General features: G+C 71.8%; 15 protein-coding genes. 10 read left to right on the top strand and 5 right to left on the bottom strand.

The annotated features are described in order from the left end of the window. Positions 1-28: 28 nt before the first annotated feature. On the bottom strand, positions 29-1,486 hold the full coding sequence (locus ACZ6S0_RS10320) for a sensor histidine kinase (RefSeq protein ID WP_465915412.1): 1,458 nt from the start codon (positions 1,484-1,486) through the stop codon (positions 29-31). A 198-nt stretch (positions 1,487-1,684) separates the two neighbouring features. On the opposite strand from ACZ6S0_RS10320, the gene ACZ6S0_RS10315 reads away from it, so the two are divergent. Beyond that, a complete protein-coding gene (locus ACZ6S0_RS10315) occupies positions 1,685-2,665 on the top strand; it encodes an NAD-dependent epimerase/dehydratase family protein (protein ID WP_465915410.1) in 981 nt (326 codons plus the stop codon). A 57-nt stretch (positions 2,666-2,722) separates the two neighbouring features. On the opposite strand, the gene ACZ6S0_RS10310 is transcribed toward ACZ6S0_RS10315, so the two are convergent. Next, on the bottom strand, positions 2,723-4,126 hold the full coding sequence (locus ACZ6S0_RS10310; RefSeq protein WP_465915408.1) for an MFS transporter: 1,404 nt from the start codon (positions 4,124-4,126) through the stop codon (positions 2,723-2,725). Positions 4,127-4,303: 177 nt separating this feature from the next. On the opposite strand from ACZ6S0_RS10310, the gene ACZ6S0_RS10305 reads away from it, so the two are divergent. Together ACZ6S0_RS10305 and ACZ6S0_RS10300 are read left to right on the top strand one after the other, a co-directional pair. Beyond that, positions 4,304-5,722, top strand: coding sequence for a purine-cytosine permease family protein (locus ACZ6S0_RS10305; protein ID WP_465915406.1), 1,419 nt, complete (start codon positions 4,304-4,306; stop codon positions 5,720-5,722). A gap of 83 nt (positions 5,723-5,805) precedes the next feature. Beyond that, positions 5,806-6,330 (top strand): hypothetical protein, encoded by a 525-nt coding sequence (locus tag ACZ6S0_RS10300; RefSeq protein ID WP_465915404.1) that lies wholly within the window; start codon positions 5,806-5,808, stop codon positions 6,328-6,330. Here ACZ6S0_RS10300 and ACZ6S0_RS10295 read toward each other — a convergent pair. Further along, on the bottom strand, positions 6,320-8,119 hold the full coding sequence (locus ACZ6S0_RS10295; protein ID WP_465915402.1) for an alkyl/aryl-sulfatase: 1,800 nt from the start codon (positions 8,117-8,119) through the stop codon (positions 6,320-6,322). The genes ACZ6S0_RS10300 and ACZ6S0_RS10295 overlap by 11 nt on opposite strands. A 115-nt stretch (positions 8,120-8,234) precedes the next feature. Between ACZ6S0_RS10295 and ACZ6S0_RS10290 the strand changes: the two genes are divergently transcribed. The 4 genes from ACZ6S0_RS10290 (at position 8,235) to ACZ6S0_RS10275 (ending at position 11,453) form a co-directional block, all read left to right on the top strand. Further along, positions 8,235-8,873, top strand: a complete 639-nt coding sequence (locus ACZ6S0_RS10290) for an HAD family hydrolase (protein ID WP_465915400.1) — start codon at positions 8,235-8,237, stop codon at positions 8,871-8,873. 89 nt (positions 8,874-8,962) lie between these two features. Further along, positions 8,963-9,901 carry a ribose-phosphate diphosphokinase gene (locus ACZ6S0_RS10285; RefSeq protein ID WP_465915398.1) on the top strand — a complete coding sequence of 313 codons (939 nt, stop codon included), beginning with the start codon at positions 8,963-8,965 and terminating at the stop codon, positions 9,899-9,901. A 61-nt stretch (positions 9,902-9,962) separates the two neighbouring features. Further along, on the top strand, positions 9,963-10,691 hold the full coding sequence (locus ACZ6S0_RS10280) for a nucleotidyltransferase domain-containing protein (protein ID WP_465915396.1): 729 nt from the start codon (positions 9,963-9,965) through the stop codon (positions 10,689-10,691). Between the two features lie 114 nt (positions 10,692-10,805). Then, on the top strand, positions 10,806-11,453 hold the full coding sequence (locus tag ACZ6S0_RS10275) for a maleylpyruvate isomerase N-terminal domain-containing protein (protein WP_465915394.1): 648 nt from the start codon (positions 10,806-10,808) through the stop codon (positions 11,451-11,453). Positions 11,454-11,472: 19 nt separating this feature from the next. Here the strand turns inward: ACZ6S0_RS10275 and ACZ6S0_RS10270 are convergent, their stop codons facing one another. Continuing rightward, positions 11,473-12,819, bottom strand: a complete 1,347-nt coding sequence (locus ACZ6S0_RS10270) for a helix-turn-helix domain-containing protein (protein ID WP_465915393.1) — start codon at positions 12,817-12,819, stop codon at positions 11,473-11,475. A gap of 162 nt (positions 12,820-12,981) precedes the next feature. Between ACZ6S0_RS10270 and ACZ6S0_RS10265 the strand changes: the two genes are divergently transcribed. Beyond that, on the top strand, positions 12,982-13,353 hold the full coding sequence (locus ACZ6S0_RS10265) for a hypothetical protein (protein WP_465915392.1): 372 nt from the start codon (positions 12,982-12,984) through the stop codon (positions 13,351-13,353). Between the two features lie 377 nt (positions 13,354-13,730). On the opposite strand, the gene ACZ6S0_RS10260 is transcribed toward ACZ6S0_RS10265, so the two are convergent. Then, entirely contained in the window at positions 13,731-14,831 is a 1,101-nt protein-coding gene (locus ACZ6S0_RS10260) for an alpha/beta hydrolase family protein (RefSeq protein ID WP_465915390.1), read from the bottom strand. 109 nt (positions 14,832-14,940) lie between these two features. Here ACZ6S0_RS10260 and ACZ6S0_RS10255 point away from each other — a divergent pair, with 109 nt between their 5' ends. Both ACZ6S0_RS10255 and ACZ6S0_RS10250 read left to right on the top strand, forming a co-directional pair. Beyond that, entirely contained in the window at positions 14,941-16,131 is a 1,191-nt protein-coding gene (locus tag ACZ6S0_RS10255; RefSeq protein ID WP_465915388.1) for a sensor histidine kinase, read from the top strand. Further along, positions 16,128-16,781 (top strand): response regulator, encoded by a 654-nt coding sequence (locus ACZ6S0_RS10250; protein ID WP_465915386.1) that lies wholly within the window; start codon positions 16,128-16,130, stop codon positions 16,779-16,781. Before ACZ6S0_RS10255 ends, ACZ6S0_RS10250 begins: the two co-directional genes overlap by 4 nt. Position 16,782: the final 1 nt, after the last annotated feature.

Raw genomic sequence — 16,782 nt, 5'->3', positions numbered from 1 at the left:
GTCGCAGGGGGTGCCGCCGTAGCCGTCGTCAGGCGTCGTGCAACGGCAGCACCGCTACGAATCGTGCGCCCGGGTCGTGGTCGGCGACGGTGAGGGTGCCGCCGTGGGCCGTGGCGATCTCCCTCGACAGCGACAGCCCGAGCCCGCTGCCGCCGTTGTCCTTGGCCCTGGCGTTCTCCAGCCGGGTGAACCGTTCGAACACGCGCTCCCTGTCCTGGGGCGGGATCCCGTCGCCGTCGTCGGTCACCGTGACGACCACCCGGCTCCCCCGTACGGCCGCCTCGACGTCGATGCGGGTGGCGGCGTGCCGGGTGGCGTTGTCGAGCAGGTTCGTCAGGAGGCGGTCGAGCTGCACCGGCGAGCCGAGGACGGGCGCCACCCCGCACGCGCGCAGGAAGATCGGCACCCGGGCGTCCGCGCGGCGGCGGACCTGGTCCTCGGCCACGCGGCACAGGTCCACCACGCGGCGTTGCGGCGGCGCGCCGGCGTCGAGCCTGGCCAGCATCAGCAGTTCGTCGATGATGCCGGTCAGCCGGTCGGCGGCGGCCAGCACCCGCGCGCCCGTGACCTGCCAGTCGGTCTCGTCGGGGTAGGCGTTGGCCACCTCGATCTGCGTGCGCAGGGCGGAGATGGGGCTGCGCAGCTCGTGCGAGGCGTCGGCGACGAAGCGGCGCTGGGTCTCGGCCGAACGTTCCAGCCGGTCGAGCGCGTGGTTGGCGGTGGCGGCCAGGGCGGCGATCTCGTCCCCCGTGTCGGGTACGGGCACCCGCCGGCTCAGGTCACGGCCCGTCAGCTCGGCCAGCCCGCCGCTGATGCGCTCGACGGGCCGCAGGGCCGTCCTGACGGCGGCCCACGTGAGGCTCCCCACGACCAGCGGGACCAGCGGGGTGCCGAGGAACACCAGGGCGTGGATCCATCTGAGCGACCGGTCCACGTCGGCGAGCGAGGCGGCCCCGTACACGGTGACCGACCCGGCGACGGCGCGCTGGGCGGTGGCGGGTCCGGCGGTGGAGTGGGCGACTGTGGGAGGTCCGATGGTGGCGGATGCGGCGAGGGCGGGTCCCGCGGGTGTGCGGACGGTCATGGCCATCACGAGGTAGCGGGTCGCGGGCTCGGCGGGGTCGCGCGTCACCTCCACCTCGGTCGTACGGACGGTTTCTAACCCGTACGGCCTGAGTGCCGTGACCCGCGCGTCGGCGGGATGGGACGGGCCGCTGCTCGCGAGCACGTCACCGGTGGCCGAGACCACCCGTAGCAGCTCGACGCGCTCCGGCGGCTCCAGCACCCCGGGCAACTGCCCGGCACGTACGTCGCCGGCCACCCTGCGCACGGCCAGCTCGACCCTGGCCAGCAGGACCCCGTGCAGGCTGTCGGGCACGGTGGCGAGCATGAGGGCGGCCGTGGCGGCGACGACACCAGCGGCCGCCAAGGTCGCGATCGCGGTCAGGCGTGCCCGGATCGAGCGCGGAAACAGCCGGTCTACCATCCCATCTCACCCTCCGTACGTCACCGTCCGTGACATCTACCCCGGGCGCACGCCCGCCACGTTTAGCGAGTTGATCTGGGCCCACGGGGTTGGACCTGCCGACTTCTGGATACGCTCCGTATTCCTTTCGCTCGTGGCGATTCCGCTGACGGCGTGCACGCCTTCCGCACGAGGAGCGCCGGGGCCAGGGTGGACGCCATGAAGGTTCTGGTGCTGGGCGGCACGGAGTTCGTGGGCAGGGCGGTCGTCGACGAGGCGTTGGCGCTGGGGTGGGAGGTGACGACGTTCAACCGGGGCAGCCACGCGCCGGTCGAAGGGGTGACGGCGGTGCGCGGCGACCGGGCGGCGCCCGGCGGGCTGGCGGCGTTGGAGAGCGGCGAGTGGGACGTCGTGGTCGACACCTGGTCATGGGCGCCCTCGGCGGTCAGGGACACCGCGACGCTGCTGGCCGGGCGGGCGGGCTCCTACGTCTACGTGTCGAGCCGGTCGGTCTACGCCGACCCGGTGCCGTTCGGCGCCGACGAGAGCGCGCCGGTGGTGGCGTCCTCGCCCGACGAGAGCGACGACAGCGACTACGCCAGGAACAAGGCGGGGGCCGAGCTGGCGGCCGTGGCCGCCTTCGGCGACCGGGCGCTGCTGGCGCGGGCCGGCCTGATCCTCGGGCCCTACGAGAACGTCGGGCGGCTGCCCTACTGGCTGACCCGGATCGCGCAGGGTGGTCCGGTGGTCGCCCCGGCGCCAGGAGACCTCGGGCTGCAGTACGTCGACGCGCGTGACCTGGCCGGGTGGTGCCTGGAGGCGGGGGCGCGGGGCGTCGGCGGGGCGTTCAACGTGGTGAGCCCGCCGGGGTTCACGACGATGCGCGAGCTGCTCGAAGAGTGCGTGAAGGCCACCGGGTCCGACGCCGAGCTGCGCTGGATCGAGCCCGAGCGGCTGCTGGCGGCCGGGGTGCAGCCGTGGATCGAGCTGCCGATCTGGCTGGTGGGCGACGACTACGCGTTCATGCACGGGGGTGAGGTGGGCAAGGCGGTGGCGGCCGGGCTGCGCCTGCGTCCGGTGTCGGAGACGGTGGCCGACACGTGGGCCTGGCTGCGCGGCATCGGCGGAAAGGCGCCCATACGGCCCGACCGGCCGAACAAGGGGCTCGACCCGGCGGTGGAGGCGCGGCTCCTGGCATAACAGGCCAAGTCATGGGCGAGGCTGGTCACGAACGGGACGGATCATGAGCGGGGCGGGTCACGGGCGGGGTGGGTCGCGCCGGGTGCGGGCGAGGTCGTAGAGGGCGGCGGCGAGGGCGATGCAGACCGAGGCCACCACCACGACCAGCCCGTGCCGGAACGCCACCGCCCAGCCGTCCCCCAGCGAGCCGAAAAAAGTCGTGCCCGCCGCCGCGATCCCGATGGCCGACCCGAGCCGCTGCCCGGTCTGCAGCACCCCGGCCGCGCTGCCCCCGCCCGCGGGCGGCACCTCCGACAGCGTGATGGCCTGGTTCGGCGAGATGACCAGGCCGCTGCCCATGCCCGCCACCAGCAGCGGCAGCGCGGTCGCCAGCCCCGCCGCCCGGCCGGGCACCAGCTCGGTGGCGACCATCGTGGCCAGCAGCCCCACGATCACCATGGTCAGCCCGACGGCCACCAGCCGCCGTCCGAACCGTGTCACGAGGTGGCCCCCGACCGCGGCGGCCGAGGCCGAGCCGAGCGCGAACGGCGTGATCGACAGCCCCGCCATGAGCGCGCTGTAGCCGTGGCCGCTCTGCAGGTACAGCGTGAAGATGAAGAAGATGCCGGTGAATCCGGCGAAGTAGAACAGCGCGATGGCCGTACCCAGCCGGTACGACCGTTTGCGGAAGAGCGACAGGTCCACCAGCGGCTCACGCCGGTACAACCGTTCCCACGTCACGAACCCGGCCAGCACCGTCAACGCGGCCGGTACGAGCAGCCACTTGGCGTTCCCCTCCCACTGGTTGCGCTGGATGAAGGGCAGCAGCAGCCCCGCCACCCCGACGCCGAGCAGGAGCACACCGACCGGGTCCATGCTCTCGTGCCGCCGGTGCACGAGCTGTGGACGCGGCAGCACCCGCCAGGCCAGCGGCAGCAGGACGAGCCCGATCGGCAGGTTCACCAGGAACACCCAGCGCCAGCCGTGGTCGGCCCCGAACACGGTCACCAGCGAGCCGCCGATCAGCGGCCCGGCGGCCGTGGAGACGCCGATGGTGGCGCCGAGCGCGCCGAAGGCCCGGCCGCGTTCGTAGCCCTGGAACATCTGCTGGATCAGCCCCGAGACCTGCGGGTTCAGCATTCCGGCCGCCATGCCCTGCACCAGGCGGGAGACGATCAGCGTGTTCATCTCCGCGGCGAAGCCGCAGGCGGCGCTGGAGAGGGTGAAGAACGCCACACCCCACAGGAAGACCGTGCGACGGCTCCGGGCGTCCCCCAGGCGTCCGGCCGGGATGAGCAGGAGGCCGAACGTGAGGGCGTACCCCGACAGGGTCCACTGCAGGCCGTCGTCCGTGGCGTTCAGGCTCTGGCGGATCGACGGCAGCGCGACGTTGACGATGCTCACGTCGAGCCCCGTCATGAAGGCGGCGACCAGGCACACGGCCAGTGCGCGCCGTCGTGTGTCGGACCCGGACGCCCTCATCACCCCCTTGCCGCACTGCGCTCATGATTCCCGTCAGATCCTGAAATATCGCCCACCGACGGCTTCTTTACCGGCCCGCCCACGCGAGCCGCCCCTCTCCCAAGTGATCGGCCTCGACGGTCCGCAGGGAGGAACGGTGGTCTTCGTTTCGGGACGAAAGGGGAGTAGCGTCCGATCATGGGCACGACGGCGGTCGAGCAGAACGGCATCAACGCGATCCCCGAAGGCGAGCGGCGCGGTCGGCCGCGCGACCTGTTCTGGCCGTGGGCGGGGTCCAACCTGTCGTTGTTCGGTGTCGCGTTCGGCGTCTACATCGTCGGGCTGGGCCTCGGCGTGGTGCCCGCGATCATCGTCGGAGCCCTCGGGTACGCGCTGTCGTTCCTGCTCGTGGGCCTGGTCGCGGTCGGTGGCGCGCGCTCGGGCGTGCCCACGATGACGCTGGGCCGCGCGCCGTTCGGCTACCAGGGCAACAAGCTGCCCACCCTGCTGTCCTACGTCTCGAACGTCGGCTGGGAGATCGTGCTCGTCACGCTGGCGGCGCAGAGCGGCGCGGAGATCCTCAGGCGGATCGCCCCGGGCCTCCCGGTCACGACCACCACCGCCGTGTGCTTCGCCGTCGCCGCCGTGGCGGTGATCGCGGTCGGCGTGTACGGCCACGCCATGATCATGGTCGTCCAGCGCTACCTCACGTACGTGTTCGTCGTGCTGACGGTCGTCTACCTGGTCCTCATGGTCCCGAGGCTCGGCGGCTCGCTGGAGACCACGGCCGGGCCCGGCGGCTGGGTGGGCGGGATCGTCTTCGCCATGACGCTGCTGGGCCTGGGCTGGGTCAACTGCGGCGCCGACTACTCCCGCTACCTGCCCGCGACCTCCTCACCACGCTCGGTGGCCCTGTGGACGACGCTCGGCGGCGCGCTGCCGCCGATGGTGCTGCTCGTGTTCGGCGTGCTGCTGACCGGCGGCGATCCCCGGCTGGCCGAGGCGGCGGGCGCCAACCCGGTGGCGGCGCTGGCCGGGGCGCTACCGACCTGGTTCCTGCTGCCGTACCTGCTGACCGCCATCGGCGGATTCCTGGCCGGGGCCATCATGGACATCTACTCCTCCGGGCTGTCGATGCTGGCGCTGGGCGTGCCCGTCAGGCGGCACCACGCGGTGCTGATCGACGGGTTGCTCATGGTGCTGGGCGGCTACTACCTGCTGTTCGTCTCGACCAGTTTCCTGGCCACGTTCCAGGCGTTCCTGGCCGTCGTGGGCGTGGTGATGGCGGCCTGGGCCGCGATCTTCCTGGTGGACATGCGGCGGCTGCGGGGCGGCGGCAGGACGTACGACGAGCGGCTGTTGCGCCCGGACGCGCCCGCGCTCAACTGGCCCGGCGTGGTGTCGCTGGTCGTGGCGTCGGCCGTCGGCCTCGGGCTCATCACCTCGGCCGATCCGAACATCGCCGCGTTCGTCGGCTTCCTGATGAGCGACGAGATGAGGTCCGGCACGTTCGGGTCGGCGAACATCGGCGTAGTCGTCGCGCTCGCGCTGGCCGGGCTCCTCTACTTCGTGATCACGGCCGTCGCCCGCCCCAGGAGCGCGATGGCGCGGGGCTGAGCCGTCGCACGACCCCGTCGCCCCGGATCCGAGCCTCGCCGCTGCGCCTCGCGGAGGCCGCCCCAGGTTACTCTTGGTGAGTCATGATGGACATTCCGTTGCGGCTGCTGAAGTGGGCGGCGCCGGTCACCGCGTGTGTGCTGCTGGCGATCGACGTGGTCGGCGCGTGGCGCGACGGTCGCACGGGCGTGGCCGTGGGCGGTGTGCTGCTCGGCCTGGTGTACGCGGCGGGTCCGGCGATCGAGGGGCGGCGGCGGTTCGCCAGGGGGTTGTGGCTGGGCCTGGTGACGTCCGGGTGGGCGGTGCTGGCCGTGGCGGCGCCGCCGTTCGTGTGGCTGGCGTTCCCGCTGCTGTTCGCGTACCTGCACGTGTTGCCGTTGTGGGCGGCCATGTTCGGGGTGGCGGTGCTGACGTCGGCGGCGACCCTGGCGGCGGCCTGGCACGCGGGTGAGCCGGCCGTGCCGCTGCTGGTCGGTCCAGGCGTCGCGGCGCTCGTGGTGACGCTGCTCGCGCTCGCCTGCCGGGCGCTGCGCGCCGAGATGGAGCGGCGTCACCACGAGTACGAGCCGCCACCGGGCGGGAGGGCCGGGCGGGTGGTCAGGCGGTGACGACGGCGAAGTCCGGGACCGGGCGGTCCAGTACGGCGACCAGCCGCCGCAGGACCGTCGTGTCCCCCTCGCGCTCGACCCCCTCCACCCCCTTGCCCGCCAGCAGCCCGACGAGCTGGGCCTTGGTCAGCCGCAGGGTCAGGTCGGCGCTCTCGTCGCGCGGGTCGGCCTGCTGGATGAGCGCGCCGTTGGACAGCGTCGTACGGTAACGCCTGCCCAGGTCGGTCAGGTGCCAGTCGATGGCCAGCCGCTCGTGCCAGGCCCTGGGGCCGTCCACCCGGATGGCGATCGAGTCGAAGATCTGCTCCACGGTCAGCGCGGCGAGCAGGTCGGGCGCTGCGGGCTCCAGGGTGGCGGGCACGATGCCGTCGGCCAACTCCAGGGCGCCCATGAGGTAGAAGTTGCGCCAGGTGGCGTTCTCGGCGCCGTGGCCGAGCCTGGTGTAGACCTCGACCAGCAGGTCGCGGGCCTCCTTGTTGCCCTCGTCGGCGAAGACGGCGTGGTTGAGGAGCTGGGCGGCGAAGCGCAGGTCGTTCTCGTCGACGTAGCGACGGGCGAAGGCGACCACGGCCGCGCCTCCGCCGAGGCACTCGACGTAGCGCAGGGCGCTCTCGCGCGGCGGGTGCTCCCACAGGTGCGCCGGGTTGCCGTCGAACCAGCCCAGGTACCGCTGGTAGACGGCCTTGACGTTGTGGCTGAGCGAGCCGGTGTAGCCGTGCGTGTGCCAGACCTGCTCCAGCTCGGGCGGCAGTTGCACGGTCTCGGCGATCTCGACGGCCGTCAGTCCCTTGTTGAGCAGGCGCAGGGTCTGGTCGTGCAGGTAGGCGTACATGTCGCGCTGCTGCCCGAGGAAGCGTTCGACGCGTTCGCGGCCCCAGGTGGGCCAGTGGTGCGAGGCGAAGGCGACCTCGGCCCGCCCGGCGAACAGGGAGACGGTCTCGGTGAGGTAGCGCGCCCAGGCCCGCGCGTCTCGGACGGCGGCGCCGCGCAGGGGCAGCATGTTGTGCTGGTTGTGGGTGGCGTTCTCGGCCAGGCACAGGGCGTGGTGTCCGGGCAGGAGGAAGGTCATCTCGGGGGACCCGCGGGTCACGTGGAAGACCAGGTGGACGCCGTCGACGATCTCCTCCTGGCCGGTACGCGCGATCTCGACCGTGGGCGGGACGAGCGACATGGTGCCGGTGGAGACGGTCATGCCGAGTCCGGCGCCGATCTGGCCCTCCGGGGAGCGGGGCAGGGCGGGGCCGTACGTGTAGACGGCGCGGCGGTTCATGGCGGGGCCCGCGTAGACGTTCTCGGCCATCGCGTGCTCCATGAACCCGGCGGGGGCCAGGATCGGCACCCCGCCGCCGGTCGCGGGGAGCACGCCGCGTACGCCGCCGAAGTGGTCGGCGTGGGCGTTGGTGTAGATCACGCCGGTGACGGGACGGTCGCCGCGGTGGGCCCGGTACAGCTTGAGCGCGGCGGCGGCGCACTCTGTGGAGATCAGCGGGTCGATGACGACGACGCCGCGTTCGCCCTCGGCCAGGGTCATGTTGGAGATGTCCAGGCCGCGTACCTGGTAGATGCCGTTCGTGACCTCGTACAGGCCCTGTCTGGCGCAGAGCCGGCCGTGGCGCCAGAGGCTGGGATGGGCCGTGTCGGGGCAGTCCGCCTGGAGGAAGTCGTAGGAGTCGTTGTCCCACACGACCCGGCCGTCCACCGTTCTGATCACTGCGGGGGTGAGCTTGGCGATGAACCCACGGTCCGCGTCGTCGAAGTCACCCCGGTCGTGAAATGGAAGGTCTGCCATGCCTAGCCGACTTCCCCACAATTCGGGCAAATAGCTCAATAGACGCCCAAATAGGATGAATCTCCAGCAGGGGCATCCGCGCTGCGTTCTGGGGCGGATGTGGTTGGCTGGTCGGGTGAAAGCGTGCGTGTTCGACCTCGACGGTGTGCTGGTGGACTCCGAGCCGGTCTGGGAGGAGGTACGCCGGGCGTTCGTCGCCGACCACGGCGGCACGTGGCAGCCCGACACGCAGTCCAGGCTCATGGGCATGAGCACCGCCGAGTGGGCGGCGTACCTGCACGAACTGGGGGTGGGCCTGGCGCCCGCCGACATCGCGCGCGGCGTGGTCGAGCAGATGGCGGCCCGCTACCGCCACGGGGTGCCGCTGATGCCGGGGGCGGTGGAGGCCGTGCAGCGCCTGTCGGAGCAGGTCACGCTGGGGCTGGCCAGCTCGTCCCCGCGCCGGTTGATCGACGTGGTGCTCGACGGGGCCGGGCTGACGCGGTGCTTCGCGGCCACCGTCTCCACGGAGGAGGTGGCGCGCGGCAAGCCCGCGCCCGACGGCTACCTGGAGGCGGCCCGGCGGATGCGGGTCGATCCGCGCGGCTGCGTGGCGGTCGAGGACTCCAGCAACGGGCTGCGCTCGGCGTACGCGGCGGGCATGCGCGTGATCGCCGTACCGCATCCGCGCTACCCGCCCGCGCCCGACGCCCTCGCCCTGGCCTGGCACGTGCTGCCCGGCCTCGACGCGCTCACCCCGGAGACGCTCTCATGACACGGAACCCTTGTGGCAGCGGGGCCGACGACCCGCACCGGGGGTCGCTCTCGGAGAAAGTCGGCCCTGGTGGCTACGATTTGGGAATCGTGCGAGACATCACGGTTTTCAGCGGCAGTGCTCATCCCGACCTGGCTGAGGAGATCTGCGCCCACCTGGGCACCCCACTACACCCCGTACGGCTCAACCGCTTCGCCAACGACGTGCTCGAAGTGCAGCTCCAGGCCAACTGCCGTGAGCGCGACGTCTTCCTCATCCAGCCGCTCGTCCCGCCCGTGCAGGAGCACCTCGTGGAGCTGCTGCTGATGCTCGACGCCGCCCGCGGCGCCTCCGCGGCCCGCACGACCGTAGTGATCCCCCACTATGCCTACGCCCGCAGCGACAAGAAGGACGCCCCGCGCATCTCGATCGGGGCGCGGCTGGTGGCCGACCTGATGGTGGCCGCGGGCGCGAGCCGGGTGCTGGCGATGACGCTGCACTCGCCGCAGGTCCACGGCTTCTTCAGCGTGCCCGTCGACCACCTGCACGCGCTGCGCGAGCTGGCCGCCCACTTCCAGCGCTACGACCTGTCGAACACGGTCGTCGTCTCCCCCGACCTCGGCAACGCCAAGGAGGCCGCGCACTTCGCCCGGCTGCTCGGCACCGACGTCGCGATGGGCGCCAAGCAGCGCTTCAGCGACGACCGGGTGGTGATCAGCTCGGTGATCGGCGACGTGGCGGACAAGGACGTGATCATCCTCGACGACGAGATCGCCAAGGGCAGCACGGTGATCGAGCTGCTCGACCGGCTGCGCGAGCGCCGGGTCAGGTCCGTACGCGTGGCCTGCACCCACGGCCTGTTCGCCGGCGGGGCGATCGAGCGGCTGAGCGCGCTGCCCGAGGTCGAGGAGATCGTCTGCACCAACACCGTGCCGCCGCCCAAGCCCAGCGACAAGCTAACCGTGCTGTCGATCGCGCCCGCCCTGGCCGAGGCCATGCGGCGCATCCACGACGGCGAGTCGGTCAGCGCCCTGTTCGGCACGCCCTGACACCCGGCGCCGACGTCGCGCGACCTTCCATGACGGCCGCGAATCGATCATAGTTGCGTTCATGCACGCAGCGACGGAACGCCTGCTGGAGGACTTTCTCGACGCCGTCGGACCGGCCGTACCCCTGGTCGCGCTCTGGGCCCACGGTTCGCTCGCGCGCGGCGACTACCAGCCAGAACGCAGCGACCTGGACCTGATCGCGGTGCTCGACTCCCCCGCGACGATGGACCACTGGCGGCGGATCAAGGCCGTCCACCGGAGGCTGCGGCTGCCGCCGGCGGAGCTGCTGCACTGCTCCTACCTGGCCAGGCAGGAGCTGGACGACCTCGCGGGCGAGCACGTCACGTGGGCGCACGGGCGCATCTTCCGCCGTCCGGTCACCGCGGTCACGCGTCGCGAACTGCACGAGGGGGCCCGGGTGCTGTACGGGCCGCCGCCGGCCGAGCTGCTGCCGCCCGTGTCGGACGAGGAGCTGGCCCGGTTCGTCCGTACGGACCTGCGTGACTACTGGCTGGTCAAGGCCCAGGCGCGGCGGCGCTGGCTGCAGGACATCTGGGTGGACCTGGGCATGATGACGGTCGCCAGGGCCACGGTGACCCTGCGGGAGGGACGCCTGATCAGCAAGCTGGAGTCGCTGGACGTCCTGGCCGAGCTGGGCGCCCCGGAGACGGTCGTGGCCGACATCCGCGCCCGCCGCTACGGCACCCCGCGCCCGGTGCTGAGCCGGTTCAGGAGGGGGCGCCTGGCGCGTGCGTTCGTACGGTCCGCCATCAGACGCGCCCTCGCCTGAGCCCCGTCGGCGCGCGGAGGCGGCCTACCGTCTCACCAGCCAGGATGGCAATGCGCGGCTGGTTTGTTAGGTGCATAGTGTTAGCGCCAACCTAAACCCGGGAGAGGGCAGCAAATGGGGGAAAGCAGGCAGTCCTATCTGGTGGCCGCGGCCTCGGCGGTGTCGCTCCTGAACGACCCGGCCGTGGCGGCGTCGTGGGACAAGCCGAGCGCGCTGATGGAGTTCAGCGTCGCGGGACTGGCCGGACACCTGGCTCACCAGCTCGTGAGGGCCGCCGACGTGCTCCCGCCCGCCGCGCCCGACGGGCCCGCCCAGGAGCCGATCGCGCTCATCGAGCACTTCTCGCGCTCGCCGTGGGTGCAGGCCGGGCTCGACCACGAGAGCAACCTGAGCATCCGGCGCGGCGGTGAGGCGGCCGCGGCGGCCGGGCCCGCGGTGCTGGTCGAGCGGGCCCAGGCGCTGCTGGAGATGCTGAGCGCCGCGCTGCCCGCCGAGCCCGCGGACCGGGTCGTGTACCTGCCGTGGTCGGGCTGGTCGCTGCGGCTGGACGACTTCCTGCTCACCAGGCTCGTGGAGCTGGTCGTACACTCCGACGACCTGGCGTCCAGCGTCGGCGTGGAGACCCCGGCCCTGCCCGACTCGGTCATCGAACCGGTGGTCGAGCTGCTGGCCCGGCTCGCCGTACACCGCCACGGCCCGACGGCCGTCATCCGTACGTTGAGCCGAACCGAACGCGCCCCAGCCACCATCAGCGCCTTCTGACCCTCCGAGATGAGCGTCGTCAAGCGTCGCTGAGCGGTGCGGCGGTGAGGCTGCGTAGTTCGCGAGCAGCCTCCAGTCCTCGCGCCTTCTCCGGCAGCCCGTCAAGCATCTGACCGATGATCCGCGCGCGGATCGTGCTGACCGGCCACGCCTGCGCCGTCGCGATGGCCTGCTGCAGCCCGTCGGAAACATCGCGGTCCCGGGCCTGAGTGAGGGCATGTACGAGCGACAAGTTCGCCGCGTTGCCGAGGAACGCGCGGGGGCACAGCGTGCGGGCCTGCTCTGCTGCCTTGAGCGCCTCTCGAGGCTCCCCGACCAAGGCGTAGGGATAGGCGAGCGCCCACGCCTGCGCCCACGCCCGGAAGCTCCACAGGGGCGAAGTCTGATCGCTGTTCACCGATTCCGGCAGCTTGTCGAATGTACGCTGCAGGTCACGCAGCGCGGCATAAGTGTTCTCCTTGTCGCCCTGAGACGCCATCAGGAACGCGCGCACCATGTGGGCCTCGGCGAGGCTCCGGGACGGCGCCCCGTCCGCGATCTCAATGGCCTCGTTCGCCAGCTTGGCCACGACCGGTGCTGGCCGCCCGGCCCAGAACCCGTACTCGGCCTCCCAACCGCGGACCCAGACACGGAGTTCACGGTCGTCGGTGGCGTCGGCGGCCCGGCGGGCCAGCCGCCAGGATCGCAGCGAGGAGCCCTGATCTCCGATGTCGCTCAATTCCATGCCCATGAGTACGGCGAGTTGCGCGCTGACTCGTAGTAACCCTAAGCGAGCGGTGGACGATGACGTCCGCTTGAGGATCGTGGAGACCTCGGCGAAGTCAGACGCGATGGTGGGGAAGACCGTCCCGGGGCGATTGGTGTAGTAGGCGAAGTCGTGCTCCCAGGCAATCTCTGTCCAGTCGTCCATGCTGATACCGCTGCGACTCGCGATGGTCCGCTCAACCCCAGAGAAGAGGGCGTCCCACGTGCCTGGCGGGATTGCAGCGCCCGCACCGAGAGCGGCGAGGATCTGCATGACGGCGCGGCGTTCCATATCGTCGTCCTCGACATGAGATGAGGGTTTTGTACTTTCCACCGTACCCACACGGAAGTTATCCAACTCGGTCATTGCAGCATGGAGAGCCACAAGTCGACCGTCGGCCCCGTAGAGGTTGTCCAGGCGTTCCAATACATCCGGCTGCACGCGAGCGAGTCCCCGCTCCCACCTGGACAGGTCGCCATCGTCGCACAGCGCCTTCGCCGCCGCTTCGCGCTGAGGGAGGTTGCATACGTCATCCCGCCAATGCCGCAATTCGGAGCCCAGCAAGTGCCAGGGCGACGCGGAGGGATCGACGGCGTCAGGGCGGCGGGGCATCGCATTCATCTCCTCGTTGCTGGGATTTCTGGAAAAGCGAGTTCCAACATCCATCCCCTTGGATGTCCCCCCGAACTCTTTCACTATGACACTGCGCGTTCCGCCGGACCGCGAAAACCACTGGAGAGTGCGTAACCGCTGATCAGAAAGGCCGCAAGGTGAATCCCGGAATTGATCTCGAATCAGCCGATTCGCTTGAGCGGGATGGCGACTGAAATGGATTCGAGTGATGTGGGCGTGCGGGCCTCCGAGCAGGAGGCCGCGATCAGAGCGTGGCTCCGCCTCGATGTGAGAGAACGTCAGCGCGCCGTCCTCGCCAACACCTTCCCGGAGTGGACGTTCGCGTACCGGCTCGGCGGTGACGGCCGCTGGGTCTGGACCGCCACGGCGTTGTGGCAGCCCACGCTGGAAATGGTCACTGCCGGTGTGCTGCGGGAGGTTCAGCGCGGCGATCCCATCGAACTCATGGCCGCTCTGACCGTACAGATGTCGCGCGTCAAGTGCCTGGCTCGGCATCGCGCTCGCGGGCGGCCCGCGCCATGACCGACGCGCTTTCCTGCTGCGGCGACTGTGGCCGGAACGTGGTCATGGTCCACCTCATCGATCGCGGCGGTGTGCCGATCGATCTCGACCCTGAGCCCGTGGTCGGCGGCGACTACACGTTCTGGAACCCGACCTATGGCGTGCCAAGTCCAGGCCCGCCACCGTCCCAGCGCCCCGCGACCTGCCGGAGCACCTGCGCGGGCAGTGGAACGGCGAGCAGGTGGCCGACGGCCGCGCCTGGTTCGTCCAGCACGTGTGCGGGCTGGCGGCAGCCCAGATCGCAGCAGGGCGACGCGCGAGTCAGCGCGCATAGACCGCCCTCGCCCGGTGCGTAGCCGGAGGGCCTCCCCGGGCAGGGGCGCCGTCTCGCTCAGGGACTACCGGGTCGCGGAGAGCGTCACCAGCGAGTGATCGGTGACCTCGGGGTAGTCCTTGACGGGCGTGCGCCTCCCCAGCAGGTGGCGGTCGAGGAAGCTCGCCAGGTGGGCGCGGGTGATCTCCAGAGCCCGCGTGCCGTCGAGTTCCTGCGCCGGGATGCCGAGCGGCTTCCTGAGCACCGCGTAGTCGACGAACGCCGAGTGGTCGGCACCCGTCACCGTGATCCAGCGCTTCTGGCCCGTCAGGCTGGGCCAGGCCGTGCTCCACGACTTGTCCGCACCCTCCGGTGTGTGCAGCGGAGCTGCTCCGAGCAGCATGAACGGCCGCTTGATCGGCCGATCGACCTTGAACGTGCCGTCCAGGTTGACGCCCGCCTTGATACGGGGGTCGCCGGGCATGGCCGCGGCGGTGGCGTACCCGCCGACCGAGTGGCCGACCATGGCGATGCGCGAGCGGTCGATCTTCGCGCCCCAGCGGCCCCCGGTCAGCTCGTCGAGCACGAACCGTACGTCCCGCGCCCGGCCCGACACCACCTTGGCCTGGTCCTGCCCGGGTACGCAGGCCAGGCAGGAGGTGGTGCGGCCGTCGGGGAAGGTGGTGGCGACCGACTCGTACGTGTGCTCCACGGCCGCGACCAGGTATCCCCTGCTGGCGAAGTCCTCGGCCAGCGAGGTCAGGGTGGCGCGCGGGAAGCTGAACCCGGGCGACATGACGACCAGGGGCCGCCTCCCCCCTGCGGCGGGCGCGTCGAGGCGGGCGTGCGTCCTGACCCTGGTCAACGCGTCCTTCGGGACGGAGTACGCCTTCAGCACCGCCTCCGACTCCTGGGCCGTCATGTACGGCGCGACCTTGCCGGTGGCCGACCTGGCCGGATACCAGAGCGTGACCATCAGCTCCCGCTCGCGGGCCGCCGGGTTCCACGGGTCGGGGCGGCTCTCGTCCACCAGGTGCAGTCTGGTCGTGCCGACGGGCTCGGCCCCGGTCGGGGCGGGCAGCGACAACTCAGGCACGGAATCGGGCACAGGATCGGGCACAGCCGCCTGCGCGGGAGCGGTCAGCAGGGTCAGCGAGGTGGCCGTGACGGCCAGGGTTCTCCACATGGGCACCACTCTCGCGGCGGCGGGCCCGGGGGCGTACGCCCCGATCGTCGGTCGGCCGTTACTACTTTCGTCGTAAGGTGCTCTCCCGACCGGCCCATACGCTGTGAGCATGCGGTTCGTACTGCTCGGCGCGGGGATGTCCGCCCTGTCGATGTTCGTCGCGACCGGGCAGGCGGGAGTGCCGTCGGACCTGCCGCTCCCGGTGCTCGCCGTGATCGCGGTGGCCACGGGGGTGGCCGCCTGGCACGCGCGGCGGTCCTGGTGGCCGCTCGCCGTCGTGGGCGCGGTCGTCCACGTCTGGCTGGTGATCTGGCCGCCGCTGCTGCTGGCCTCCTACTTCGCGGGCCGCACACTCACCGGACGCCGCCTCCCCGCCACCTACCTCGGCGGCGGCCTGGCGGTGTGCGGGCTCTCGGCGCTGGTCGGCGAGCGGGTCGGCGGCCTGCAGCGGATGACGACCGCGACCTCGGGCAACGCGGTGTTCATCGCGCTGGGCGTGGTCGTGCTGCCGCTGCTGGTGGGCCTGTGGACGCGGGCCAGGGCCGAGGTGCTGGCGTCGGCGCAGGACCGGGCGGCCCGGCTCGAACGCGAGCAGGTCATGCGGGCCGAGCAGGCCAGGGCGCACGAGCGGGCCAGGATCGCCAGGGAGATGCACGACGTGGTCGCCCACCGGGTCTCGCTGATCGTGCTGCACGCCGGGGCCCTCGAGGTGCGTACGGGCGACGCGGAGACGGCGGAGACGGCCGCGCTCATCGGCGGGATCGGCCGCGAGGCGCTGGCCAACCTGCGCGAGGTGCTCGGCGTGCTGCGCTCGCCCGGCCAGGAAGCCCGCGACGCCGACTACCGGCCGCCGCCCACGCTGGGCGACCTCGACCGGCTGCTCGACCAGTCCAGGGCCTTGGGCATCGCGGTGACCAGGCATGACGAGGGGCGTCCTCGGCCGGTGGAGTCCACCGTGGAGCGCACGGCGTACCGGGTGGTCCAGGAGGCGCTCACCAACGTGCACAAGCACGCCGGGGACGCCGGCACCGACGTGCGCATCCGCTACGGCGAGGGGGAGCTGGAAGTGGAGGTGCGCAACCAGGCCCCCCGCGAGGCGGGGGCGGTCACGTCGCGCGGCCCGCACGAGGACGGCCCGCACGAGGACGGCACGGGCCGCACGCCGGTGCGCGCGGAGCTGCCCGGCGCGGGATGGGGGCTGGTGGGGCTGCGCGAGCGGGTGGAGCTGCTCGGCGGCACGCTGCGTACCTGCCCGGAGGAGGGCGGCGGCTTCCTCGTGAGCGCGCGGATCCCGGCATGATCAGGGTTCTCGTCGTGGACGACGAGCAGCTCGTCCGCTCGGGGCTGCGGCTGATCCTGGAGGCGGCGGGCGACATCGCCGTCGTCGGCGAGGCCCGCGACGGCGCCGAGGCGGTCTCGGCCGTGGCGCGGCTGCGCCCCGAGGTCGTGCTGATGGACGTACGCATGCCGGTCCTCGACGGCCTGACCGCCGCCGCCCGCATCCTCGCAGAACCGCAGCCGAAGCCAGCCAAGGTGATCATGCTGACCACGTTCGACCTCGACGAGTACGTGCACCGGGCCCTGCGCCTGGGCGCGGTCGGCTTCCTGCTGAAGGACACCCCGCCGCGCGAGCTGACCGCGGCGGTCCGTACGGTCGCGGGCGGCCAGGCCATGCTCTCCCCCTCGGTCACCAAACGGCTGATCGCCTCCTACGCCGAGCGCGCCCCCTCCCGCGCCGAGGCCGCCCGCAGGCAGCTCGCCGGGCTCACCGGCCGGGAGGAGGAGGTGATCAGGGCGCTGGCCCGCGGCCTGTCCAACGCCGAGATCGGCCGCGAGCTGCGCCTGACAGAGGCCACGGTGAAGGCCCACGTCAGCCGCGTGCTGGCCAAGCTGGGCCTGGCCAACCGGGTCCAGGCCGCCATCCTGGTCCACGACGCCGCACTCGGCTAGG

The sequence above is a fragment of the Nonomuraea sp. NPDC051298 genome (assembly GCF_055586305.1).
Note: the sequence above shows the minus strand (reverse complement) of the source record. Positions and strands in the feature narration are given on the sequence as shown.